This window comes from Nitrospiraceae bacterium (assembly GCA_020632595.1).
Lineage (GTDB): Bacteria > Nitrospirota > Nitrospiria > Nitrospirales > UBA8639 > Nitrospira_E.
Genome location: JACKFF010000018.1, coordinates 47,525 through 70,255, shown reverse-complemented (window position 1 = coordinate 70,255; position 22,731 = coordinate 47,525). Strand labels below are relative to the sequence as shown.

Annotated in this window: 17 protein-coding genes; 11 read left to right on the top strand and 6 right to left on the bottom strand. The window is 53.2% G+C overall.

The window, feature by feature from the left end; translation table 11 throughout:
* Positions 1 to 104: 104 nt before the first annotated feature.
* Entirely contained in the window at positions 105 to 1,817 is a 1,713-nt protein-coding gene (locus H6750_19835) for a SagB/ThcOx family dehydrogenase (protein ID MCB9776563.1), read from the bottom strand.
* Positions 1,818 to 2,108: 291 nt separating this feature from the next.
* Between H6750_19835 and H6750_19830 the strand changes: the two genes are divergently transcribed.
* Both H6750_19830 and H6750_19825 read left to right on the top strand, forming a co-directional pair.
* The gene (locus tag H6750_19830) at positions 2,109 to 4,076 is read left to right on the top strand and encodes a DUF4062 domain-containing protein (GenBank protein MCB9776562.1); all 1,968 of its coding nucleotides are present in this window, start codon (positions 2,109 to 2,111) and stop codon (positions 4,074 to 4,076) included.
* Positions 4,073 to 4,738: a formylglycine-generating enzyme family protein gene (locus H6750_19825; GenBank protein ID MCB9776561.1), complete on the top strand. Its 666-nt coding sequence runs from the start codon at positions 4,073 to 4,075 to the stop codon at positions 4,736 to 4,738. The genes H6750_19830 and H6750_19825 overlap by 4 nt, the downstream gene beginning before the upstream one ends.
* Before the next feature lie 384 nt (positions 4,739 to 5,122).
* Here the strand turns inward: H6750_19825 and H6750_19820 are convergent, their stop codons facing one another.
* From H6750_19820 to H6750_19810, 3 genes are all read right to left on the bottom strand, one after another.
* Positions 5,123 to 7,066: a type IIA DNA topoisomerase subunit B gene (locus H6750_19820; protein MCB9776560.1), complete on the bottom strand. Its 1,944-nt coding sequence runs from the start codon at positions 7,064 to 7,066 to the stop codon at positions 5,123 to 5,125.
* A gap of 68 nt (positions 7,067 to 7,134) precedes the next feature.
* Complete coding sequence (locus H6750_19815; protein ID MCB9776559.1) at positions 7,135 to 9,549, bottom strand: DNA topoisomerase 4 subunit A; 2,415 nt, start codon at positions 9,547 to 9,549, stop codon at positions 7,135 to 7,137.
* Positions 9,550 to 9,632: 83 nt separating this feature from the next.
* Positions 9,633 to 11,066, bottom strand: a complete 1,434-nt coding sequence (locus H6750_19810) for a M23 family metallopeptidase (protein ID MCB9776558.1) — start codon at positions 11,064 to 11,066, stop codon at positions 9,633 to 9,635.
* Positions 11,067 to 11,536: 470 nt separating this feature from the next.
* On the opposite strand from H6750_19810, the gene H6750_19805 reads away from it, so the two are divergent.
* Positions 11,537 to 12,565: a rod shape-determining protein gene (locus H6750_19805; GenBank protein MCB9776557.1), complete on the top strand. Its 1,029-nt coding sequence runs from the start codon at positions 11,537 to 11,539 to the stop codon at positions 12,563 to 12,565.
* A 7-nt stretch (positions 12,566 to 12,572) separates the two neighbouring features.
* Here H6750_19805 and H6750_19800 read toward each other — a convergent pair whose 3' ends face one another.
* Positions 12,573 to 13,688: a PQQ-dependent sugar dehydrogenase gene (locus H6750_19800; protein ID MCB9776556.1), complete on the bottom strand. Its 1,116-nt coding sequence runs from the start codon at positions 13,686 to 13,688 to the stop codon at positions 12,573 to 12,575.
* Between the two features lie 168 nt (positions 13,689 to 13,856).
* Here H6750_19800 and H6750_19795 point away from each other — a divergent pair, with 168 nt between their 5' ends.
* From H6750_19795 to H6750_19785, 3 genes are all read left to right on the top strand, one after another.
* Positions 13,857 to 14,051, top strand: a complete 195-nt coding sequence (locus H6750_19795; protein MCB9776555.1) for a hypothetical protein — start codon at positions 13,857 to 13,859, stop codon at positions 14,049 to 14,051.
* 41 nt (positions 14,052 to 14,092) lie between these two features.
* Positions 14,093 to 14,308 (top strand): hypothetical protein, encoded by a 216-nt coding sequence (locus tag H6750_19790; protein ID MCB9776554.1) that lies wholly within the window; start codon positions 14,093 to 14,095, stop codon positions 14,306 to 14,308.
* A gap of 433 nt (positions 14,309 to 14,741) precedes the next feature.
* On the top strand, positions 14,742 to 15,209 hold the full coding sequence (locus tag H6750_19785) for a hypothetical protein (protein MCB9776553.1): 468 nt from the start codon (positions 14,742 to 14,744) through the stop codon (positions 15,207 to 15,209).
* Positions 15,210 to 15,247: 38 nt separating this feature from the next.
* Here the strand turns inward: H6750_19785 and H6750_19780 are convergent, their stop codons facing one another.
* Positions 15,248 to 15,472 (bottom strand): zinc ribbon domain-containing protein, encoded by a 225-nt coding sequence (locus H6750_19780; protein ID MCB9776552.1) that lies wholly within the window; start codon positions 15,470 to 15,472, stop codon positions 15,248 to 15,250.
* A 120-nt stretch (positions 15,473 to 15,592) separates the two neighbouring features.
* On the opposite strand from H6750_19780, the gene H6750_19775 reads away from it, so the two are divergent.
* The 5 genes from H6750_19775 to H6750_19755 all read left to right on the top strand — a co-directional run bounded on the left by H6750_19775 (position 15,593) and on the right by H6750_19755 (position 22,570).
* Positions 15,593 to 15,853 carry a hypothetical protein gene (locus H6750_19775; protein MCB9776551.1) on the top strand — a complete coding sequence of 87 codons (261 nt, stop codon included), beginning with the start codon at positions 15,593 to 15,595 and terminating at the stop codon, positions 15,851 to 15,853.
* A 4-nt stretch (positions 15,854 to 15,857) separates the two neighbouring features.
* Positions 15,858 to 17,369 (top strand): VCBS repeat-containing protein, encoded by a 1,512-nt coding sequence (locus tag H6750_19770; protein MCB9776550.1) that lies wholly within the window; start codon positions 15,858 to 15,860, stop codon positions 17,367 to 17,369.
* 392 nt (positions 17,370 to 17,761) lie between these two features.
* On the top strand, positions 17,762 to 19,795 hold the full coding sequence (locus H6750_19765; protein MCB9776549.1) for a hydantoinase/oxoprolinase family protein: 2,034 nt from the start codon (positions 17,762 to 17,764) through the stop codon (positions 19,793 to 19,795).
* Positions 19,788 to 21,410, top strand: a complete 1,623-nt coding sequence (locus tag H6750_19760; protein MCB9776548.1) for a hydantoinase B/oxoprolinase family protein — start codon at positions 19,788 to 19,790, stop codon at positions 21,408 to 21,410. The genes H6750_19765 and H6750_19760 overlap by 8 nt, the downstream gene beginning before the upstream one ends.
* 311 nt (positions 21,411 to 21,721) lie before the next feature.
* Complete coding sequence (locus H6750_19755; protein ID MCB9776547.1) at positions 21,722 to 22,570, top strand: hypothetical protein; 849 nt, start codon at positions 21,722 to 21,724, stop codon at positions 22,568 to 22,570.
* Positions 22,571 to 22,731: the final 161 nt, after the last annotated feature.

Genomic DNA, 22,731 nt, shown 5'->3' with positions numbered 1-22,731 from the left:
GACAGTTGCTTACAAAGGGGAGGAATAGGAATCGAGGATTTGGGAATCCCCCCTCTTTAAGTCCTCTTGGAAATTAAACCCTTTACAGAGGGGCGGAAAAATCATCATGTGACATGAGGGCCGTATGGCGGCAAGGTCGTAAGACGACCATCATCCAGCGGACCGCCAACAGTGAAATGATAAAGTGATTGCCACGTGGTTTGAGGATGAATGCCGAGCACCCGATGGACCGGATCATCAAAAAAACAGCCGATTCCCGTTGACCGGATCTCAGCCGCTTCGGCCTCCAGGTAGAGCACTTGGCCAATCAATCCGGTTTCCCAAAACAACCGTTTATAAAACCATGGGCCATACGTTTCTAAGCTCTGGTCGAATTCGGCGACCATTCCAAGCGCAAATGCACTGTCTCCGGCAATGTCCTGTCCGCAACTGAGTTGTTTGGCCAGATTTTGCGCATTACCTTCTTCCAGGAGGTAGAGCGGAAGATTGGAGGGGCATGCTTCAGGAGTCGACCAGACAAACTGCTCGTGCATCGCGCTTTTGAAAAACATGAGGTCCCGGTGTTCTGGATTTCGATTCACCCAATACAGACCAGGCGGGAGACCGTCTATTCGATGAACGAACAGGATGAGGTGAATCGTGGGTTCCCAGGGGATGGCATCCCAGGGCATGGGTCGATCCGGTAAAGCCAGGTCCCCTCTTGGCATGATCCGTTGCAGCATGGTGAAAAAACGATCGGCGGGGAGGCCGGTTCGTCCGTCAAATGCGACGGCACTCCGTCGTTGATGGATGATGTGACCAGCCAAGGGTTCAGATTTAATCATTTTCCCTTTGTTCATGGGAACACCTGAAGCATGAAAGGCAATGGGTTCGGGTTCTTGCGTCGATTTCCATGACGCCACCGTGACGGAATCGATCAGGTTCCACAAGACCGGTTCATCTTTGCTCAAACGGTTTGCCGTGCCTTTCCATTCTCCGGTTGTGAGCACCGTATCATGAAGATCGTCGAATGCCAGATTCAGCGTGGGAGAGGGTTGAAGGTTTCTGCGCCAGACTGCCGCCAGCAATTCCGGGTATTCCCGCTCGGCCTGTTGGAAATCCTGCGGTCGGGTCAGACCCAAAAGCCGTGCGATCGTCTCGTCTGAGGTGCCACTCAACACCAACAGATTCCAGCCTAAAGTCGCCGCGGCAATTCGCAACGTGCCGATGGCATGGCCCGTATCATGTTGGCAGTATCGAAAGGCCCGCTCTCCATATTTCCACGCTTCACGCCAATGAACGGACGTGAGGCCTACCAGAAATCCTTCAGAAGGCATGCCTTGAAGTATTGATCGGGCGGGTCCAGGAGGAAGAGCCCAACGGTGTTCAAGGGCATGTTCCTTCGGAGCATAGTGGTACAGGCCTGGTTCCAGTGCAAGGTGAGGCAGGGAACCCGTGAAGAGATAACCCTCGGTGGGGTGGAGATTGCCGCTGGAAGGATTACTCCGCAATGCCCACCGGGTCTCGCCATACTGCTTCCACGCCGTGAGTGATAACCCATATTCAAAGAAGCGAGACAGGGTGTTGAGGGTGATGGATTGAGAGGGGATCGAGGGCGGATGAAAGAGGGATTCATACGGTGGAGACAGCGGGTCTTCGTCGAGTGGGAGGTGTGGAAGCGCAACAAGCGGAGCGCCATCGAATCGGCGGAAGGGATTGGGCTGATTGGCCCAATCCAGGTATCCGAGCGACCGGGCGTACCGGTTGAACTCATGCTTGGTCTGCTCGTGATATTGTTTGACGTGGTCAAGGGCTGTTTCGGATGGTGTTTTGGTCATGTCGGTCTTCATAATAGGTAGTGTAACATTCTAAGAGGTGAGGGGAAAAAGAAACCGCCTTACTCTTCCAAGTCCGCTCCTTCCTCCTCGCTGTTTCCGCCTTATCGTTTGTGATCCGTCAAAATTGTCTGCCAATCCGGCGTTGGCCATGAGAAATTCGGACAGGGCTTCGGTGCGTTTGTACAGAACCATTTGGTCCAAACATGCTTGAAGTTATGTCCGGATTCTGGCCAAATAGATCTTGAAAAGAGAACGGACGTGTTTCTTTGATTCAAGAAATCCTTCGCGGTCATGCCAACGATCTATCTCTCCTCCACGTTCGAAGACTTGAAAGAATATCGGCAGGTCGTCTTTGATGCCTTGCGAAAAGCGGGGTATCAGGTCATCGCCATGGAGGACTATGTTGCCGCCGATCAGCGTCCCGCTGACAAATGTTTGAAAGACGTCGGGAGAGCCGATATCTATGTGGGACTGTTTGCCTTTCGGTATGGTTATGTACCTCCTGTCAATCATGGAAACCCGAACAATCTGTCCGTCACCGAGTTGGAGTTTCGTCATGCCGAAGCCCTCAGGAAACCTTGCCTCACCTTTTTCGTGGATGACAAGACACCTTGGCCCAATTCTTTTAGTGATGCCTATTATGCAGAGGACAGAGGCGAGCGGATCAAGACTCTGCGGCAACATCTGTTAACCGAAAAACTCGCCAGCCCCTTTTCGTCTCCCCACGAACTGTCCTCCCTCGTGCTGGCTGCGGTCGCGAGGCATCTGGAGGACGGAAAACAAACGGAACTCTCCCACCTCACTGAGCCCGTCAAGTCTGCAACCGTCACTTGGAATATCGAAGAACAGGGCTCCCCCTATCCTGGCCTCCTTCACTTCACGCGTAAATACGCGCCGGTGTTCTTTGGCCGCGATGCCGAAGTGCGGGATATCCTCGACCGTCTGCGGGAACCGGAAGGCCGGTTTATGATCATTAGCGGCGACTCGGGTGTGGGCAAATCCTCGGTGGTGGATGCGGGGGTTCTTCCCAAATTGGAATCCGGAGGATTTCCTGACGCCCAGCCTTTACTGAGTGTGCGGATGGTCCCCAGTCAACGCCAGCAGCCGATAGAAGCCATGCTCGGGGCATTGGGCTCCCTGGTGACCCAGGCGGGTTTTAGACCGGATACGCTGTTGGAGAAACTCACCAAGGCACCGGAAACGCTCGGTACCCAGATCATGGCCATCATGAGGGACAGCGTCGCCTCACGCACCCTCGTGCTCTTCATCGATCAAATGGAAGAACTATTCACTTCCCATGACGTAGTGCAGGCCAACAGCTTCCTGACGGCGCTCTATCAGGCCACCCAAGAGAAAGCCTTCTGGGTGATAGGCACCATCCGCAGCGATTACTTGCACTATTGCCACCGGCACCAGGAGATGGTGCAAGTGCTGAATAGCAAAGTGGGCCACTTTGCGCTGGGACCCGTCAAATTCTACATGATGCAGGACATGGTCCTGAAACCGGCCCAGGCGGCAGGCCTCACCATCGACGAAACCTTCGCCGCACGGCTCATTCGGGAGAGCGAGGCGGAATCCGGCAACCTGCCACTGTTGGCCTTCGTGCTGGACCGTCTCTTTCAAGATCGCGTGAACCACACCTTAAGCGAGACGGTTTATGACCGGATCGGCGGCGTGGCCGGGGCCATCGGGGCCCACGTAAAACAGGTGGAAGCGAGCATCGAGCGGGATTTGGGCATCAAGGCCGCGAAGGCCTTGCCTATTCTCTTTCACGCATTGGCCAAGGTGCAAAAGGAAGAGGGTGTTCCCACCCGTAACCGGCAAAAGAAAGGCGAATTCCCCCACGAACTCCACCCGGTGATCGACCGGCTGGTGTCCGAACGTCTCCTGCGCACGGAAGGCGAAAAGGAGGAAGCCACCGTCTCGATCAGCCACGAAAAACTCTTCGAGGCCTGGCCGGCCTTGAAGGAGTATGTCGAGACCAACAAAAAAGCGCTGGTGGATCGCACGCTGTTGGAAAGCCGAGCGCAGAAATGGGCATCCATGGGCAAGCCCCGTTTCGATGGTCTGGCCACCGGCCGGGAGTATTACGATTTCCAACAGGCCGGGGTCAATGCTGTGGGGCTCACCAAAGAGTTTCTCGATGCCAGCCTTCGGGCTAGACATCTGTGGATGGCAGCCGGGCTCCTCTTCGTGCTGATGCTGGGAGTGATCACCTGGCTCTGGCAGAAAGGCTATAACTTCATCAGGCTCTGTTGAAAGTGCAATCCTTAGTCGTGAGCATTCATATCCCACCCGAGATGGTGCCCATTCCTAATGGCACGTATCGGCAAGGGGGTGAATCTGATTTCATCCCAGAAGTCAACATACAGGCTTTTGCCATGGGAAAACACGAAGTCACCTTTGAGGAATACGACCGGTTTGCTATTGCGACCAATAGACCGTTTCCGAATGATCAAGCCTGGGGCCGTGGACCACGCCCAGTCATCAATGTTTCATGGGAGGAGGCGAGAGCCTATGCGGCGTGGCTGGCGGGAGAAACCGGCCAACGATATCGGTTGCCCACGGAGTCCGAGTGGGAATATGCGGCGCGTAGCGGGGCCAAGCAGGAGACATGGGCTGGGACTTCAGAAGAAAACCAGCTGGGGATTTATGCAGTCTTTTCTGAGAATTCAGGTGGGAAGACGGCCGAGGTGGGCAGCAAACAGTCGAATGCCTTTGGGCTGTATGACATGAGCGGGAATGTGTGGGAATGGGTGGAAGATTGCTTGCATGCGAATTACAAGGGCGCACCGACGGATGGCTCTGCCTGGCTAGAAGCCACTGGGGGAGATTGTTCGTTGCGTGTGGTCCGGGGCGGTGCCTGGTTCTTCACACCAGACGCCCTCCGGTCCTCGAACCGGTTCAGGGGCACCCCTTGACGCCCGGCACAACTGCCTCGGCTTTCGTCTTGCCCAGGACACCCCCTAACCCTTTGTCCTTTATCCTTTTACCCTTTTCTCTTCCGAATTGTGGAGACGCCCCGCCGGGGCGTCTCTTTTCGATTGCCGGACGACGGGCGATGAAGACGACGGGTCACCGACCCGCCGCTACAAGAGAAGAAGCAACCGGTCTGCAGTAGAGACGTCCCGGTGGGACGTCTATCTTGGATGGCCGGGCGACGTGTGGTGCAAGACGACGTGCGATGAAGACGACGGGTCACCGACCCGTCGCTACAGGAGAAAAATGAACCTGAGAGGAGTCTTATTTAGGGGTGTTCAAGAAAACACTACCAAAGATCGCAGGGATGACCGACCCAAATTTTCTTACACGTCCAGATTATCAGCCAGCCCCGCATTGGCCATTAAAAATTCATACCGGGCCTCGGTGCGTTTGCCCATCAAATCCTGAAACGTCCGGTCGGTTTGCAGTTCGTCTAACAGTTCGACTTTGAGTAAGCGACGAGTGGCGGGGTGCAAGGTGGTGACTTTGAGCTGTTGGGGAAACATTTCGCCCAAGCCTTTGAAACGGCTGATGGTGGGATTGGCATTGCTGCGGGCTCCTGACACAATGCGTTCCTTTTCCTCGTCGGTCCCGGCCCAGTGGACTTCCTTCCCGATTTCAATCCGGTAGAGTGGCGGTTGGGCAATGTAAACGTGGCCTTGCCGGATCAGATCAGGCATGTGCCGGAAAAAAAACGTCAACAACAGTGTGCTGATGTGATAGCCGTCAATATCCGCATCCATCAACAAAATAATTTTATGATACCGGAGTTTCTTGAGATCAAAGTCTTTACCGACTCCACAGCCCAAGACTTTGACGACATCCGCCAGCTCTTTGTTCTCAACCACTTTGGCCAGGGTGAGTTCTTCCGTGTTCAGCACTTTGCCCCGTATGGGAAGAATGGCCTGATTTTTTAAGTCACGGCCTTGTTTGGCTGTTCCGCCTGCGGAGTCGCCCTCGACGATAAACAGTTCGCTGATGGTTGGATCCGTGCTCTGGCAGTCGGCCAGTTTCCCCGGCAGGTTGAGGCGATGGCTCACGGCTGACTTCCGCATCACGGCTTTGGAGGCTTCACGAGAGGCTTCACGGGCTCGGGCGGCCAGAATCATGCGACCTACAAGGGCTTCGGCAATACTTTGATTTTCGTTGAGATAGGTTTCAAGGGCCGGCCGGACCAGACTATCCACTTGCGCCTGCACTTCCGGATTATTGAGCCGCTCCTTCGTTTGACCCTGAAATTGCGGATGGAGGACGAGGACGCTCAGTACGGCCGCCATGCCCTCGCGAATATCTTCGGCTTGAAGGGAGAGGCCTTTGGGTGTGAGATTGTGGGTGTCGATGTAATTGCGTGCCGCTTTTACGATGCCGCCGCGTAACCCCATTTCATGCGTGCCCCCGTTCGGAGTGGCCACCCCATTGACATAACTTTTGACGAATTCGGCGGGTTCATCGGTCCATTGCAAGGCGACTTCCATCTTCAGTGCCTGTGCGCCTCCTTCAGCGCCTGATGGGCCATTTTTAAATTGCCGTTCCAGGTAGAAAACGAAATCGGCGGTCGTTTTTCGACCGCGATCCGCCACTAATTTGCGCAAGTATTCCTGGATGCCCTGCTCGTGATGAAACAGGTGGGTTTCTCCGGTGGTCCCATCTTTGAAAGTCAGCTTGAGCCCCTTATGCAGATAGGCCTTCGCATCAAGCGTATCCTGTAACACAGCGGGATCGAATTGAATGGTTTTGCCGAATATTTTGGGATCGGGACGAAAATAGACCGAAGTTCCGGTCCCCCGTGCATTGCCCAGGGCTTTGACCGGGCCTTGAGGTACTCCGGCCTGATAGGTCTGTTCCCACTCCTTGCCGTCACGTTTCACCTGAACTTCGAGGTGACGGGACAGGGCATTCACCACCGAGGCTCCGACTCCATGCAATCCGCCGGAATGGATGTAACTTCCGGTATCAAACTTACCTCCGGCATGTAAGGTTGTCATAATAATTTCTAATGCCGACTTTTTGTGTTTGGGATGTTTATCCACCGGAATGCCACGACCGTTGTCCGTGATGCGGAGGCCTTCACGTGATTTATCCAGTTCCACGATGATGTGAGTGGCGTACCCATTAATAACCTCATCGATCGCGTTATCCAGAATTTCCCAGACTAAGTGGTGCAGGCCCGTCTTATCGGTGCCTCCAATATACATCGCAGGACGGCGTCGGACGGGTTCAATTCCCTCCAGTACGACGATGTCACTGGCATCATATGTTTTACCCATGAACGGATCCTCGTGAGTGAATGAGAATGAAAAAAGGCAACAGGTTCTTGGTGTAATGCATCAGGAAACTAGGGGGCAACTTCTGTTTGGAAAACCGGCACAGTCAATTCAGTTGGAATCATGCCGGTCAGACGACCCCGCCTAAGCAATGGATGTCCTTTTCCTCCACGTCCGACCACCTGGTATTTGCGAAGGGAGACGGAAAGGGTGCCCCCGTCTTCTTTGGCAAGCGCGAGCTCCTCTTCTTTTGAAGATAATAATTTAAATCCAACCACGGTATCGTTCTGGTCTAATTTCAACACGATGACTCCACGGCCGGGTCCGGCCAATTGCGCCACCTCTTCGGCCTGACAGAGTAAGGCTCGTCCTCGCGCGGAGACAACCGCCACGACGGTTTTTTGCAGAGGAGCGGTCACCTGGTTGACTCCGACGACTTCTTCCCCTTCCTTGAGTTTACAAAATTTTCGGCCCAGTCGGGTCGACGGCTCCTGGAAGGCGGCAAGCTCAAATCGAATTCCCATCCCGCTGGAAGTCATGGCGACGGCTTCTCCGTAGAGATCGGATGGGGTACTGTCGAAGAGTGGCAGGTTGCGATCTTTTGACGGTGCAAGGGCGGACAGTCCTGTTGTCCGCGTACGCGGATCGAAGCTCAGCCCCTCAATAATACGTTCGCCATCTTTGAATTTAAAGAGCTTTTGCGCCGGATCTCCAAAGCCGCTTCGGGCCGGTGGAATATCGCCGATGCGAATAGAGTAGGCGCTGCCATAATTGGAAAAGAACACCACCGATTCTAGGGTGCTCCCGCCTAAAATCGTCATGATCCGATCGCCTTCCCGAACCCGTGCTTTGGAAAGATCTTTGATGAGGCCGACTCGCCGGATCCATCCATCTGCGGAAACGGTGATCACGGCGTCTTCCTTAACCCGGAATGCGTCCGGATCAAACTCGACTTCCTCGGTTTGCCGCCGCCCGATTTTGGTCCGGCGTTTGTCTCCAAAAGTCGTGGCAACCTCTTCCAGTTCTTTTTTGACCACATCCCATAATTTGGTATTGGAAGCCAGAAGGGTTTTGAGATTCTTGGCCTGGCGGAGCTTGTCAGCCAGCTCATCCAGCATTTTTTTAATTTCGGTTCGGGATAATTTATAGATGGGCGTTTCCAAAATCGCATCGGTTTGAATGGGTTCCAGTCCGAATCGTTGCTGGAGTTTATTGGCAGAATCGGCTTTACCTTCACTTTGCCGGATGATCTTGAGCACCTGATCCAGAGCGTCGAAAATGAGTTTGAACCCATTCAGGATATGGATTCGCTTTTCCAGGACTTGCAAATCGTAGCTGAATCTTCGTTTGACGGTGACAAAGCGAAAGTCGATGAACTGTTCCAGCATCTGCTTAAGATTCAGGCAATCAGGGCGGGCCACGGTCGATCCCGGTACTGGAACCAGGCACGTCAAATTAACGGAAAAGTTATTTTGTAGCGGGGTATGTTTAAAGAGATAGGCCATGGCCAGATGGGGATCGGCATCTTTTTGTGTCTCAAGCGCGATCTGAACTTCGGTTGTGGACTCGTCACGGACATCCACCAATTGCGGAACCTTTTTGGTGATGATTAATTCGCCGATCCGTTCAACAATGGCGGACTTATCGACGGCAAAGGGAATGGATGTAATGAGAATGGCTGATTTTCCGTGATCCAATGCTTTGACTTCATATTCTCCGCGAAGCCGGATCGACCCCTGTCCGGTCTCATACATTTCCCGGATTTCAGTTTTGTTGTTCAAAATTTCGCCGCCGGTCGGAAAGTCCGGGCCTTTCAGGTATTTCATGAGATCGGAAATAGAGGCATCCCGATTCGCAATCAAGGCGATCGCGGCCTCGATCACCTCTCCTAAGTTATGGGGAGGGATATTGGTGGCCATGCCCACGGCAATTCCTGTCGATCCATTCACCAGCAGGTTGGGAAAGCGGGCGGGGAGGACCAGCGGTTCTTCCGCTTTGCCATCGTAATTGGGTTGGAAGTCGACTGTGTTTTTATTCAGTTCATTCAGCAGTTCGAGTGCGAGGGGTGTCAGACGGGCTTCGGTATAGCGATAAGCGGCAGGACGGTCGCCGTCCTGGCTGCCGAAATTTCCATGGCCATCCACCAGGGTGTTGCGCAATGACCAGGGTTGGGCCATGCGAGCCATCGCGTCATAAACCGCCGCGTCTCCATGTGGATGCCACTCACCGATAACCGACCCCACGACTTTGGCGCTCTTGATGGGAGGCCGGTCAGGCACCAGGCGATGATTGTGAAACATGGAAAACAAAATGCGCCGCTGCACCGGTTTCAATCCATCCCGGATATCCGGGAGGGCTCGTGAGGTAATAACCGAGAGCGCATAATTGAGATAGCGTTGCCGCGTCGTTTCATCCAACAAAACCGGGATGATTGCTGAAGGGTTGTTGGTGGTATTATCGGTGCCAGACCGGGTTCGTTTGGCCATACGTTCGTATCCTTTGATGACTCAGAGGGTCTTGAAATTCATGTGGGATTCGGGATCTCGGAGGGTGAAGCCGCCTTATGACATTACTGGACTGGCGCGGGAGAGGGGCCTAAGTGTGTTGTGGCCGGTTCCGGTTCTTCATCCGTTGGTTTAACCAGAGAGGGCAATCCTAACTGGTCTTTGATGCGGGTTTTCACCCAAAACGGATCCCACCATTCCGTGGGATTCACCTGTTCGCCATGCAAAATCAAACTAAAATGCAGGTGGTCGCCGGCTGCGAGACCGGTGGTGCCTGATTTGCCAATGGGTTGTCCCAGGGTGACCGCGTCACCGGGTTTGCCTTCAATCGAAGAGAGATGCGCATACAAGGAAAGCAATCCATATCCATGATCAAGAATAATCGTGTTCCCATAAATTCCCAGATATCCGGCAAATATCACAATTCCGTTATTCGCCGCTTCGACGGGATAATGCTGGGTGACGGCGAGATCAAATCCTAAATGATCTTGGGTATCGACGACCTGTCCCTTATACGTATATTTGCGGTGATCGGCGAAGGAAGCCTCGACCTGTGAGCCCGACAATTGGCGAAAAGCCCCCTTCCAGAGAAATTCATGTCGGCTGCTCTTGGCCAGTTTGGAAATGGTCTCGTTATTCATTTTGCGTAACGTGTCATTGACCAGAAGGAAATCCTTCAGTGGATCGCCCGTACTCTGTAATTCAGGAGTCTGTGCCAGAATGGTTGGAACCGTTTTACGAATAAATGAGTCCGAAATCGTGATGGAACGGGTGCGCCAGGCTTGGGGTTTGACCTTGAAACTCACATCCATGAGAGCGGAGTTACCATACCCGTCGTCTGCAATCACTTGAATCGGGGTTGAGGACGGCAAATTATAAGGAAAGGCAATGAAAGCAAACATGCCGGCTTTGTCCGGTGCAGGATATCCCGGAAAGAAGGCCTTTCCAATCTTGACGCCGTGAATAGACACTTCCGGAATTACTCGATACCTCACGATGCCTGCTCCACCTTGCACGATGGTCGTGGGGGGGGACAGGAGTTCCAATCTGGGTGGTGTAAATTGTGGGGTAAATTCCTTCTCCAGCCGTTGTCCGTTACCTTCAAACCAGTTTCGCCAGGAATAATCCCTGGCGGTCACAATGAGTTGAGCCTGCCCTTGTCTCCGTGGCAGGTCTGAGTTGGCATAGGGAACAACGTTCAGCGTGAATTCATGGTCCCGTCCGCCTGCTGCCGACAACCACCCCTCAGAAGAAAAGGATTGGTCGGCCAGGCTGAATGTTTCCATGTTGTGAATAATGCGGACTGAGATGTCCCGAAGACCGGTCTCATCATCATGAATACGAAGAACCAGTGGCGTGGTGGGGCCGACCAGCTCGAACGGTTGTTCGAGAGAGATTTCAGGGGGGGTGGAATCTCCCCATCGTGCGTTCCCAATTAATCCCAGGTAAATGGCGATAAGAGCCAGGACGATGATAAACAGCAAGCCTTTTTTAGACACGATCGAGGTAACTCTTCCTCCAGAGGATGATGCGAGCCCGACAAAAAATGTTCCTCTTCTTATACCATACCCAGCCTTCAGAGCAAGTGTGTGATCTGCCTGAAGTGGCCGTGAAGCGCTCGCGCCTGATTCACAACCGTAGAAATGGGTTCTCTGTACTCTTGACATAGACAGGATGATCGCCTAGCCTGTGCCGGGCCACAGCCAGGCCTCATGTCTCATATCCCTCCTCTCGGGCCAGGTCTTTCGTCCAGATGGATGATGTGGGATTTCTGCTCCCTGAATGGTTGATCAGGAGCTTGGTTTCATGGAAGAAGCCGCTGGCTTCTTGGTGACAAACACATTCCCGAACAATTTCTCAATATTCCTTTATTTTGACAAAAGGTGTTCCGATATATGTCGGTAGTGCCGAACAGGCGACAGCCTGATCGGCATTTTCTGAATCAACCGTCTTTCCACATGGGGGGCTCATGCCAGGGTTGAGTGATATCTTAGGGTGGTTTTCGAGTGATTTAGCCATCGATTTAGGAACGGCGACAACACTGGTCTATGTTCGCGGTAAAGGTATCGTCCTGAGTGAACCCTCGGTGGTGGCTATCGAAAAACAATCGAACACGGTATTGGCCGTGGGTGTCGAAGCCAAACGCATGGTGGGAAGGACACCGGGTAATATTGTGGCGATCCGCCCGATCAAAGAAGGGGTTATTGCCGATTTCGCCATGACCGAGCGCATGTTGCATTATTTTATTACCAAAGCGCATAACCGACGGGCGTTCGTCAGGCCTCGCTGTATTATTGGTGTCCCATCCCGTATCACCGAAGTTGAGCAACGGGCTGTCCGTGAATCGGCCAGCCAAGCCGGCGCCCGGGAAGTCTATCTCATTGAGGAGCCGGTTGCGGCAGCAATTGGAGCGGGATTACCGATCACGGAACCTTCGGGGAACATGGTGGTCGACATTGGAGGAGGTACCACCGATATTGCTGTCATTTCCCTTGGGGGCATTGTCTGTAGCGAGTCGGTTAAAGTGGCGGGTGATTCCATGGATGACGCCATTATGAGTTATATTAAGCGACGGTATAACCTCCTGATTGGTGATCACATGGCGGAAAAGGTGAAGATCGAAGTCGGATCTGCCTATCCGTTGGAACAGGCCAAAACGATGATGGTCAAAGGGCGGGATATGATTTCGGGTATTCCCAGGACGGTCGTAGTGAATGATTCCGAGATTCGAGAAGCCTTGGAAGATCCCATCCATGCCATCGTGAATGCCTTACGGAATGCGTTGGAGAATACGCCGCCGGAATTGGCCGGAGATATTATCGATAAGGGAGTGGTGATTACAGGCGGGGGTTCGTTGTTGCCGGGCATTGCCACGCGATTTCAGGAAGAAACCAATCTGCCCATCATTACAGTGGAAGATCCCTTGACCTCCGTGGTGTATGGCGTGGGAAAAGCTCTTGATGAAGTCGATTTATTCCAAAAGATTCAAAAATTTTAATGGCTGGCTAGGGCAAGATAACCGACGTGTTCGGTGCGATCTGAAAAATCTTGCCTTGATGACCGATCACATAGAGTTCTCCCTCACGGTCTTCCCCGAAAGACGAGATTTGTAGGTCCGTATCCAGCAGTTGTGTGGTCTGCCCGTTGCGATAACCCCAGATTTCTCCGGTACAAAAATCTCCGAACACATAGACCCCTTCTAACGAACGCACGCGCTTCCCACGATAGACGTAGCCCCCGGTCACCGAGCATCGTCCCTGTTCGTGCCGGTATTCTGTGACCGGTGGAACCACCTGCTGGGCCGATTCGCAGTTCTTGGCGGGATTGAAACAGTGGTTCCCTTCTAAGAGTCGCCATCCATAGTTTTTCCCTTTTGCAATTACATCGATTTCTTCCCAGAGGTTCTGTCCGACATCCCCCGCCCATAAGTCCCCGGTCTGGCGGTCAAAGGAAAAGCGCCAGGGATTTCGAAGGCCAAGCGCAAAGATTTCAGGTTGGCCCGGTTGTCCGACAAAGGGGTTGTCGGCAGGGATGCGGAAGGGAGGCGGTCCATCCACATCAATCCGGAGGAATTTACCCAGCAAGGACTTTCGATCTTGCGCTCGATTCTCCGGATCACCGCCAGCTCCGCCATCTCCCGTTCCAATATACAAGAATGCATCGGGGCCAAAAGCAATCATGCCTCCGTTATGGTTGCTGTAGGGTTGTGGAATGACCAGCCGAATGGTTTCTTGTGGGCCCGCTCGGGCGGAGTCGGGTGATACCTGGTATTCGGCAATCACCGTGGCCCCGTCCTGTGCCCTGGTGTAGTTGACAAAGAACCGGCCATTTTTCGAGTACTGAGGGTGGAATGCCAGGCCCAGGAGTCCTCGTTCCCCTCCTGTGGATAGTTTTTCAGCGATATCCATAAAAAGAGACGGATCCCGTTGGCCTGGAGTCACGATGAAAATGCGGCCATTCTGTTCCACCACGAACAAGCGATTGGTCTGATCCGGACTGGCGGTGAGGAAGACTGGCTTGGAAAAGGTGTGTTCCACCAGGGATTGCAATCCAATGGGGCCTTTGACAGGGGCAGGTTTTCCAGAAAGACTCCAGCCCGAGGTTGCCCAAACCCCTACCATTATTCCTAAGACGATTCCCGTCTTCGCGGGGCACAGGTGCCTATGAAGGGCTGCAGGAAGATGGGATGGCTGAATTCGGGAACGGATTGAGCGGAATAGGGATTGCCCGGGAAATCGGTGCCTTGTTATAACTTGAGAAGCCATAACGGTAACGTGAAGGAGTGTAAGATGATTTTAAAGTATGAGTCCGATATCTTGGATGATGAAAATGCCCGAGGAAATTTTTACCATGTTTGCCAAGGCAAGATCCAGGACACGCCCGTCGGCATTCCACCTGAGGATCAGCCCTATGAATGCCCCGCGTGTGGTATCGATCTGGAACAGGAAGACTTTTTGTTAGCCCAACAACGAGGGTGGTCATAATGTCGGTTGAGACCGCACCCACCCTAGGCAGGGAGGACGGTATGCATTTACCACGTAGCCAGGGAAGAAAAACGGTATCCGTTATGCGCGGCCTCATGATGCTCTGCCCGGCATGTTACGACAGTATTCATGAAGAAAAATTGGTGGATGAAAAAAACTATGTGGCCGATCATGAAACATTTTTTGACGTGATTTGTCCAGGCTGCGAAGATTTGAATCGTCCCCTCATTGACGATATGCTGGGCAGTTCGGAATAGCCCGGGGCACCCCTCCACCGGGTATGCTGAACCGGTTCTTTTCCCCCTGCGAAGAGACTTCTATCCGGCGTCCCCTCTTTCGCTCGTTCGCCTGTCCTCCCTCTCCAATCCAGCAGTCGTCATTTGTCTTGAGGCCTGTGGATTGTCTGCTGGGAGCCTGTCGGGCTTCGGATGAATCGGCTGCAAAAGTGCTTACAATGAGATCATATGGCCATCCCATTCTGAGATAAAGACCCCATAAATCTGTGCCGCCATTGCCCAAACAAATCCAGCGACCCATCCCCTCCGATTGTTCAATCCATTCGCCTTTTCAAAGACTTCCCGGGAATGAACTTCCTGTCTTTGTTCTTTTTCTTAATGACTGTTTAGATGTGACCGATAAGAAGATGAGGGTAAAAAGTTTTCGTGAAGATTCCCGAGCAGGAGGTGCCCGATGGGAGGCTTCAGAGCTGGTCCACTGATCTTTACGGTCTTTGGGTTCTCACCCATCTTTCTGATTTCTTCCCCCTCTGCAACGTGGTCGTGTGAATCTTTACTCAATCCTTCAGCCTTTCAGGTTACGACTTTCACCCAAAATACCCTCCTTCCCAACGGAATGATGGCCATTCGTTATCCGGAAACGGAGCAGGAGCGCTCTCCGCATGTCAGTGTGCATCGTGTGTTGATGGTGATTCCTGGATTACAGGAATCCCTTCCTGAAGCCTCGGATAGGCACTATCGAATCGTTGAAGGGGATGGCACGATTGGATGGATAACCTACATCCTTTCGGCCCAGGCCATTTTCTATGGTGTGGGGGAAGATTCGTTAGGTTTTCCCGCAAAGATTTGGATTGATCCTGAGGAAGACGGCCTGAATGGTAATGAACATATCCATGGCAGAGAGCCTGATTCGGGGAAATGAAGCTGTCGTCTGCTACCTAAGGTAGGCTTCCGGACCTCCTAATTCATCGAGCAAGCTCCTGGTCCGCGGGGATCTCCGCAGGATCCACAACTGCCTGGATCAACAATGTTCATTCCACTGCCTGTCCCGCCAACGGCAAATCCGGTCAACTGTTTTTCTAGTCTTGAGGTTTTACATTCCGGACATTCCGGGATGGTTGAGCCATGGACAAGCATCTCAAATTGATGCGAACATTCCTGACACCTATAGGCAAAAATCGGCATGGGTTCTGGACCTCCTTTTGAGTGAAATGGTACATCTAATATAGGCGATCCTGTGAGATAAGGACAATGGAGGTTCGCAAAAGGGAGTGGCCTTCGGTCATGATGGAGAAGGAGAAAAAGATGTATCACGAGGAGGAATCATTTAATCTACGGTTTTCCCTAGAAGCCAACTTCCCGGATGACTATGAGGGTGAGGAGGATGAGAGGGCATGGCTCGCACATTGGGAAGAAACCGTGAAGCCTGCTATTGTGAAAAGTATATTTTGCACGTTGGCAGAGTACCCTGACTGGGCGGCCCGTTTTCGCAACCGAGGGAAGGCAGCTACGGACGAAATTGAAATTGTTTTAGAAAAAACCTATACCGATTCTTCATTGAATTAACCCCATGATGTTCCGGTCATTCGCCAAACGATCTGTGATTTTCGGCATCGCCTGGGCGTGTATGACCGGATGGCCTCTCTCCGTATATGCGCAGAATCTCACCTATACCCCTACGCCGAGTAATCCGGTCGGGCGCGCTCCGCAAGCCATCACGGCGGGAGATTTTAATGGGGACGGCTTGTGGGATGTGGCGACGGTAAACGGTACATCCGACGACGTCTCAGTGCTATTAGGCAACGGCAATGGAACCTTTCGATCGGCTGTATCCTTTGGAGTCGGGAAAATTCCGTTGGCGGTCGTTGCCGCCGATATGGATGGTGACGGCCTCCTTGATCTGGTTCTGGCATTGAGCGGAGCGGATCAGGTGGTTGTGCTGAAAGGTCAGGGTACCGGCCTGTTTCAGAAGGTAGCCAGCCAGGGGGCAGGCAAAGGGACGACCTTTCTAGCGGTTCGTGATGTCAACGGGGATGGATGGAGTGATGTGGTGGTGGTGAATAGTGGACGCTTCGGGTATTACCCGCCGTTTGATCTCGCGGTGCTCTTAAATGATGGCCGGGGAGGCCTGCTGGCTCCCGTGGATTACGAACAGGACGGACGGGACGGTATGTTTCCGACCGGGGTGCTGGTCGAGGATCTGACCGGTGATGGAAAGCCCGACCTTGCGGTGACATGGAGTCAGCCGAGTTGGCGGTCTCCGAACGGGCTTGTTTCCATTCTGAAGAATACCGGTAATGGGAAGTTTGTCCTTGAAAAGGAACTGAAGCCGGGCTTCACCTTAAGCGCGATTCAGGGAGCCGACATCAACCATAATGGATTGGTGGACCTCGCGGTGACCAGTCTCTTTTCGGATACTGTTCGGATTCTGCTTCAGCGCGAGGGGGGGGCATTTAACGAATTGGATCCCATTAAGGTGGGTTTTGCGCCGGTGGGAGTGGTGTTTCGTGATTTCGACGGAGATCAGGAGATGGACATGGTTGTAGTCAATCGTGATTCCAATAGTTTGTCGATTTTATTGGGGAATGGAGCCGGACTGTTTACCTCAGCAGGGCATTTTGGTGTTGGAGCCACGCCTTCAGCGGTGGTGGTGGAGGATTTTGATCAAGACCAATTTCCCGATCTGGCCACGGCCAGCACGAATGTCGATGGCGTGTCGGTCCTGCTTAGCGGGGATGGGGCTATACCCCTCCCAAGCCTGAGCACGGATGTCATGGTCTTTGAGATGGCGTCGGGTCAGGAGGTGAATCCTTCATCCGCGGGTCATAAAATGCGCGTCTCTAATATCGGGTTGGGATTGCTCAAAATTATGGAGGTGAAGATTACCGGCAATGAAGCGGATGCCTTTTCTATTGCGGAAAACACCTGCGCGGATGTGACCTTGCATACGGGCGATTCGTGCACCCTTCAGGTCGGATTTGCTCCACACCAACCGGGAACCCACCATGCCATGCTCACGATTCACGATAATGCAAGCGGTAGTCCACGACGCGTGGTGTTAAAAGGCCTGGTGAAAAGTTAAGAAAGCGCGTTCGTTGGAATGCATGGATAGCTGAACCAGCCCCTTTTCCCTTCCTTCCCTATAACGCCATGTGATTTTGCGCTTCAAACCTTCCCCATAATCCGGTATGCTCTCTTTCCATTTTTTGAATGGTCTGTAGAATATTTCAAACACCTTGTTGTTTAATCAGTATATGAATAACCAGGGCTCACCAGAAAAATAGTGGAGTGTTCAAAACTTGTCCTGAGCTGGGCCGAAGGGAGGCTCGTCCAGTCCTGCCCTGAGTTATGTCGAAGGGAAGGCCGTAGCCGCCTGGACGAACGGAGCATACGGAGGAGGGCGTGAGCACGGCAATGGGGCGAGAACACCGCTGGCGGCATTTTTCAACACTCCCCTGAAGAAGAGAGTGTTCTATGTCGATTCCCGGCCAATCCAGTCAAAATGTGTGGGTGGGGATAGATATCGGAGGGACTTTCACCGACTTTGTCATCTATTCCTCCTCGGATCAATCTCTTCAGCGATTTAAAATTCTATCAACCCCGGCCGACCCTGCGGAAGCGGTTCTGCAAGGGTTAGCCCAACTTCCTCATCATCCCGGTCGTCATATTGTGCATGGTTCCACTGTCGCTACCAATGCCATTCTGGAGCGCAAGGGGGCGCGGACGGCTCTCATTACGACAAAAGGTTTTCGTGATGTGCTGCTGATTGGACGGCAAAATCGTCCTGAGTTGTACGACCTGTTCCCTGTCATTTCTCCGCCCTTAATTCCGCGTGCATGGTCATTCGAAATATCGGAGCGGGTGGATTGTGAAGGGACCATCCTGACGCCTCTTCAGGAGCAAGGCCTCCTCTCAATTCTTGAAATGTTACGGCATGAAGCGATTCAGTCGGTGGCCGTGTCGTTTCTGTTTTCTTTTGTGAATCCTGCTCATGAGCAATGGGTGACAAAGCGATTGCGTGACGAAGGATTCTTTGTGACAGGTTCCTCCGAAATCCTGCCGGAATTCCGGGAATATGAGCGAACCAGTACGACGGTGGTGAACGCCTATGTGTCTCCGGTCCTTGATACCTATTTGGGCCGGTTAGAACGGGAGATGAAACCGACCGAGTTTCATATTGTGCAATCGAACGGGGGGCGTATTTCGGTCGCACAGGCGCGAGGGCATGGCGTCCGTTCCATTCTGTCTGGCCCGGCAGGGGGTGTGGTGGGCGCGCGATATCTGGCAGGGTTGGCGGGCTTCACCCGGATTCTGACGTATGATATGGGCGGGACGTCCACAGATGTGGCGTTGGTACATGAGACGATTCATGTCACGACCGAAGCCCAAATCGGGGGAAATCCCATCCGTGTGCCTGTCATCGATATTCATACGGTCGGTGCCGGAGGTGGCTCTTTGGCCACCGTCGATGCGGGCGGCAATCTCCGGGTGGGACCTCAAAGTGCCGGAGCTCAACCGGGTCCGGTGTGTTATGGGCGGGGCGGGACCATCCCGACGGTCACAGATGCTCATGTTGTTTTAGGTCGATTGCCGACCGACGGGTTTTTAGGTGGCCGGATGAAATTAAATGTCGAGTCGGCGCACCAGGCGTTTGATGAACTGAGCCGGCAGATGGTTTTGGCCCCTCGTCCCGGCTTGGATGTCCGGCAGACCCTGGCCTTGGGTATGATCCAAATTGCCAATGTCCATATGGAGCGCGCACTGCGTGTCATTTCGGTGGAGCGCGGAGAAGATCCCAGGGAAGCCGTCCTGGTGGCATTCGGTGGGGCCGGCGGATTACATGCCTGCGATCTGGCCAGAGCACTGGGTATTCCGCACGTGTTGGTGTCGCCCATGGCCGCCACGCTTTCTGCTCTGGGCATGTTGGCTGCGGAGGTGCAATTGGATTATGTCCAGACAGTGATGCTACCGGGAGACACGCCGATTGAGATTCTTGAACAGAGCACGCAACCGTTGGTTGATCAAGGGCAAAAGGACTTACATCGGGAAGGTGTGGATCCTGACCATTGGGTTCTCTCTCGAACGGTCGATGTCCGTTATGTCGGTCAATCCTTCGCCTTAGCGGTGTCGCTGACATCACTGTTCCGTGAGGAATTCCATCGGATTCATCATGCGCGCTATGGCTATAGTCAGACAGAGACTCCAATCGAAATCGTGAATGTACGCGTCCGGGCAGTCGGCCATGTGACGCCGCCCACCATTCCCACCAGGCCGCGAGGGTCAGCGGATCCGACTGCAGCTCTATGGGAGGATCGTCCGGTGGTCCTGCCTCAAGGGATGCAACCGGTCCCGCATTATTGGGGAGCCCGCTTGTGTCCGGGACATGAAATCTCTGGACCGGCCATTCTGGTTCTGGATGATACCACCATCTATCTTGGACCTACGGATCACGCCGCGATTGATACCTATTCGAATATTCTCATCAAGGTAGGAGCCACCGATGGATGATCCCATTCGCACTGAAATGATGAAGCACCGGTTGGTGTCCGTGGCCGAGGAAATGGGCGCTCGCCTGCAGAGAGCCGCCTTCTCGCCCAATATCAAAGAACGCTGTGATTTTTCCTGTGCGGTGTTTGATGCATCCGGAAATCTGGTCGCGCAAGCGGCGCATATCCCCGTTCATCTTGGAGCCATGCCTTTGTCGGTGCAAGCCTGCCTTGAGTCTTTGACGTTGGCGCCTGGCGATGTGGCCATGGTCAATGATCCCTATCGCGGGGGCACACATCTTCCCGATCTCACGGTGGTGTCGCCCGTATTTGTGGAAGACACCTCTCCTCCCACTCTCTTGGGGTTGGTCGCCAATCGCGCGCACCATGCCGACATTGGGGGAATGTCGGCGGGGTCGATGCCGTTGTCACAGGAAATTTTTCAAGAAGGACTCATTATCCCCCCGGTGAAACTCATGGTGGGCCATAAAAAGAATGATGACATCTGGCGGATGTTATTGGCGAATGTCCGCACTCCGGAGGAACGCATGGGTGACCTCCAGGCTCAATTGGCGGCGAATCAGATTGGAGGTGAACGGATGCGAGCGATGGCTGAACGGTTTGGGGCGCAACCGCTGCTCGCGGAAATGGATGCCCTGCTTCGTTACAGCGAACGTATGACCCGCCAGTTAATCAGCACGGTACCCAATGGCTGCTACCGTTTTGAAGACACTCTGGATAATGATGGATTCACTAAGAAACCTGCCGTCATTCGTGTGGCCATCATGATTGAAGATGATCAGGCCACGGTGGATTTTTCTGGAACCGATACGCAACGGCCTGGTAGCATCAACGCCGTCTATCCGGTTACGTTGTCCGCAGTGGCCTATGTGTTCCGATGTGTGTTGGGTTTGGATATCCCTGCCAATAGCGGATGTTTGCGGCCGATTCAGATCAACGCGCCGGAAGGCACATTGGTCAACGCCGGACGTCCCGCCGCGGTGGCGGCCGGAAATGTCGAAACCTCCCAGCGAATTGTGGATGTTCTCCTGGGAGCCCTGGCGCAAGCCTGTCCTGATCGCATTCCGGCGGCCAGCCAGGGCACAATGAATAATCTCACCATCGGTGGATGGGATCAACGACACAACCGGCCCTTTGCCTATTACGAAACTATCGGCGGAGGGATGGGCGCAGGTCCTGAATATGATGGGGGGAGTGGACGCCACTCACACATGACCAATACCCTGAACACACCGGTGGAAGCGGTTGAGTACGCCTATCCGTTTCGAATTGCGCGCTATGCCTTTCGGGAAAAGTCCGGAGGAAGCGGTCAGCATCAAGGCGGAGACGGAATCATCCGAACGTACGAATTCCTTCAGCCTGCCGAGGTAACCTTGTTGTCCGATCGGCGCGTTATCAACCCTTATGGTTTGGAAGGCGGGGAGTCAGGGCAACCCGGTCGCAACCGCCTGAAGCAAAACGGAGAAGAACAAGACGTTCCTGGAAAATGTTCATTCCCCGTTGAAGCTGGGGATGAACTCACCATCGAAACCCCAGGCGGCGGGGGATATGGAATCAACGAGAATCTCGGACAGTTGGGGAAGAGGAACTCCACAATCATGGAGAACCTTACATGAGAAACCTCATTCGTGAGCCGGGGTCTTCAGGCCCGATAATCCTTGAAAAATCCCTCATGGCATCCATCAAGAACGTCGTATCCGAATAGATACAAATTGTATCTTGGGGCCCGCCCGAACCCTCTCATCCTTCCCTCCGAAAATTCTCCTCACCGTTTCTTTGTCTTAACCGTACAATAGGTTTAAGAATTTAGAATAGTTGCCCATTACTCCTCAGCGTGCGGAATGGCTTTTGCTTGAATACAACAATTGCACGACTTCAGCTCGTGGTTCGCTCATGCATTGAAATGAATAAAAGGAGGGGCGCCATCATGAAAATTTTTATATCTAGAATGATTGTGTTGGTTGTTGTTTTGGGATTCGTGGCGTCCTCGGTGTATGCGGGGTCGGATAGTGAAAGGAAGTGGGTAGGGGTGGAAACCCAGAGAGGGGAATTGCGTCAGTTTCCGCCTCTGTGTACGTCAGAGATGCGGAACTTTCTCCCTGCTCTGCCCAAAGATCACGAAATGAGGATTGATGGAAAGCAGTGTTTACAGACGGATGCCGAGCAGGCAGTGGGCTTAGACCAAGCGCTCTCCCGGCAAGCCGATCATGCGGCGATTCGACTGCAGAATTCTGACCTCATATACCTGGCTGCTTTGGATAGCATCGATGGGCCACCGCCTTGTGGGGCGGATGGCTATTGTAACTTGAACGCTTGCTCTGCCGATCCGGATTGTCCCGCCGGCCTTCCCCAGCAGGAGAGCGAAAGCGAGCCCTACGAACCTCCGCATGATGAAAAAGGCATTGGGGGGTCAGTTTGGCTCACTACAGGTCCTGACGGATTTGAGGGTGGACATTCCTGTGATTTTGACAAAGGCACTTGCAACATCAAAGTGACCTGGAGTGTGCAGCCAGATAAATATGATAAATGGAAAATCTGCTGGAAGGATTGGGGCGATACCTTTACCGATGCGTGTGACGTGAACCAAAAAATTCGAAAATTTGAAAACAATTTTTATGTCATTCCTGATTTGAAGGAAGACCATCACTATCGTATTCGGCTCGAGGGTCGAAAGGATTCAAATGATAAGTGGAAATGCCTGGCCAAGGCGCGATTGCGAAATGTTCACTTGAATGGGACGAATATCGGGGATACCGTGCCATGCATCGTGCCGTAATGTTGCATGTGATTATGTGGAAACGTAACTCGGACCTCATTGGCAAAGGGCGAAAGTTTTGGTCATGAATTAAGGGGGAGGATCGTTTCGATAAAGATCAGTGAAAGGCACAATGCGAGAGGGTGACGCTGACGATATAGGTGAATGTAAATAAGCGGGTT

Excerpts from the sequence above, each read along its gene's own strand:
- H6750_19835 (MCB9776563.1), bottom strand. The coding sequence starts at position 1,817 with ATGACCAAAACACCATCCGAAACAGCCCTTGACCACGTCAAACAATAT.
- H6750_19830 (MCB9776562.1), top strand. The coding sequence starts at position 2,109 with ATGCCAACGATCTATCTCTCCTCCACGTTCGAAGACTTGAAAGAATAT.
- H6750_19820 (MCB9776560.1), bottom strand. The coding sequence starts at position 7,066 with ATGGGTAAAACATATGATGCCAGTGACATCGTCGTACTGGAGGGAATT.
- H6750_19815 (MCB9776559.1), bottom strand. The coding sequence starts at position 9,549 with ATGGCCAAACGAACCCGGTCTGGCACCGATAATACCACCAACAACCCT.
- H6750_19805 (MCB9776557.1), top strand. The coding sequence starts at position 11,537 with ATGCCAGGGTTGAGTGATATCTTAGGGTGGTTTTCGAGTGATTTAGCC.
- H6750_19800 (MCB9776556.1), bottom strand. The coding sequence starts at position 13,688 with ATGGTAGGGGTTTGGGCAACCTCGGGCTGGAGTCTTTCTGGAAAACCT.
- H6750_19795 (MCB9776555.1), top strand. The coding sequence starts at position 13,857 with ATGATTTTAAAGTATGAGTCCGATATCTTGGATGATGAAAATGCCCGA.
- H6750_19790 (MCB9776554.1), top strand. The coding sequence starts at position 14,093 with ATGCATTTACCACGTAGCCAGGGAAGAAAAACGGTATCCGTTATGCGC.
- H6750_19785 (MCB9776553.1), top strand. The coding sequence starts at position 14,742 with ATGGGAGGCTTCAGAGCTGGTCCACTGATCTTTACGGTCTTTGGGTTC.
- H6750_19780 (MCB9776552.1), bottom strand. The coding sequence starts at position 15,472 with ATGCCGATTTTTGCCTATAGGTGTCAGGAATGTTCGCATCAATTTGAG.
- H6750_19775 (MCB9776551.1), top strand. The coding sequence starts at position 15,593 with ATGTATCACGAGGAGGAATCATTTAATCTACGGTTTTCCCTAGAAGCC.
- H6750_19770 (MCB9776550.1), top strand. The coding sequence starts at position 15,858 with ATGATGTTCCGGTCATTCGCCAAACGATCTGTGATTTTCGGCATCGCC.
- H6750_19765 (MCB9776549.1), top strand. The coding sequence starts at position 17,762 with ATGTCGATTCCCGGCCAATCCAGTCAAAATGTGTGGGTGGGGATAGAT.
- H6750_19760 (MCB9776548.1), top strand. The coding sequence starts at position 19,788 with ATGGATGATCCCATTCGCACTGAAATGATGAAGCACCGGTTGGTGTCC.
- H6750_19755 (MCB9776547.1), top strand. The coding sequence starts at position 21,722 with ATGAAAATTTTTATATCTAGAATGATTGTGTTGGTTGTTGTTTTGGGA.